The 1,185-nt window shown below is 44.4% G+C and carries 3 protein-coding genes; 1 reads left to right on the top strand and 2 read right to left on the bottom strand.

Annotation, left to right across the window (positions count from 1 at the left end; genetic code table 11):
* The coding region (locus B2X33_RS06665) for a GNAT family N-acetyltransferase (RefSeq protein ID WP_296668529.1) at window positions 1-379 on the bottom strand (379 nt) is incomplete at its 3' end.
* Window positions 380-421: 42 nt separating this feature from the next.
* Window positions 422-910: a prolyl-tRNA synthetase associated domain-containing protein gene (locus tag B2X33_RS06670; protein ID WP_296668530.1), complete on the bottom strand. Its 489-nt coding sequence runs from the start codon at window positions 908-910 to the stop codon at window positions 422-424.
* Window positions 911-934: 24 nt separating this feature from the next.
* Here B2X33_RS06670 and B2X33_RS06675 point away from each other — a divergent pair.
* On the top strand, window positions 935-1,185 hold a 251-nt coding region (locus tag B2X33_RS06675), incomplete at its 3' end, for a hypothetical protein (RefSeq protein WP_524539504.1).

Below are 1,185 nucleotides of genomic sequence, written 5' to 3' on the forward strand. Positions count from 1 at the left end.
CCTGAGTGTACAGGGCGATGTTTGTCCAGCTTTTTGAGCAAGTGTACAATTCTTTTTGCGCGGAAGGAAAGAGCCTGTCGATTTCTTCTAGAAGCCTCTTTGCAAATCCTTTTCGGCGGAAGTCCGGGTGAACCATCAGCCGCCCGACATTTATTTTTCCGTTCTCTTCTTTATAGCGGATTGCGCCGATGATTTTTCCGCCGTCATTTACAAGCTTGAGCGTTCTCCAGTTGCAGAAGTCAGCCGAATTTTCCTGCGCCGTTTCTGTAAGAGCCGGAACATCGCGGCTTCCAATCATTTCAGCCTCGCTTTCAAAAGAGAGCAGCTGCAGCGCGTAAAGCTCTGGAATATCGTTTTTGTCCGCCGGAATTATTTTCATATTTTCCTCCAATGTTCTGCCCGGAACTGCGTTTCTGACAAATCACAGTTCCGCAAGTTCCACTTCGTTTCCGTTTTCTTTTATCAACTTGAGAAGGTCGGCTGTTTTTAGCCAGACGGTCGCTGTGTTTTCGTTCGGATGGATTCCAATCAGCCCTGGCGGCTCAAGAAAATCCTTGTCAAGAAAGAATTTCACTTTGTTCGCGCTGCCGTTCAGAAGTCCGAGCGGAGTTACAGAGCCAGGTGTAAGATTCAGAAAATTCATAAGGTCTTCCGCGCTTGCAAAGGAGAGCGGTCGGGTTCCGTGGGATTTACGGAATTCTTTTAGGTCAACGCGTTTGCTTCCTTTTACTGTAATCAGAAAATATTCGCGTTTCTTGTCGTCGCGCACAAAAAGATTTTTCGCATCACATTCCGGGTGAGGCAGCACAACGTCGCAGATTTCGTCCATGCTGAAAACCGCCTTGTGCTCGGTGATTTCGTATTCAATGTTTTTCGCGTCCAAAAAATCGTAGGTTTCCTGTTTTGTCATGATTTGAAAATTATAGCAGAATTTTTGGGGATTGTATTTGCAGAAGCAGGCAGACGGGAAAATTCTTGCTATAATCTTCCTATGAAAATAAAAAAATGCGGTTTAGATGATGTTCTTGATTTGCAGAAAATATATCGGCAGACTTTTTACGAGACGTTCTCGGAACAGAATTCCGAAGAAAATATGAGAAAATTTTTGGACGAGGCGTACAGCGAGCAAAAACTTAAATCCGAGCTTGAGAACGAAGAATCAGAAACTTTTCTTGCAGTGGAAAA

This window comes from Treponema sp. UBA785 (assembly GCF_002297065.1).
In the GTDB taxonomy this organism is placed as follows: Bacteria; Spirochaetota; Spirochaetia; order Treponematales; family Treponemataceae; genus Treponema_D.

What these genes read in the sequence shown, in the direction of transcription:
- B2X33_RS06670 (WP_296668530.1), bottom strand. Translation starts at nt 910, where the DNA reads ATGACAAAACAGGAAACCTACGATTTTTTGGACGCGAAAAACATTGAA.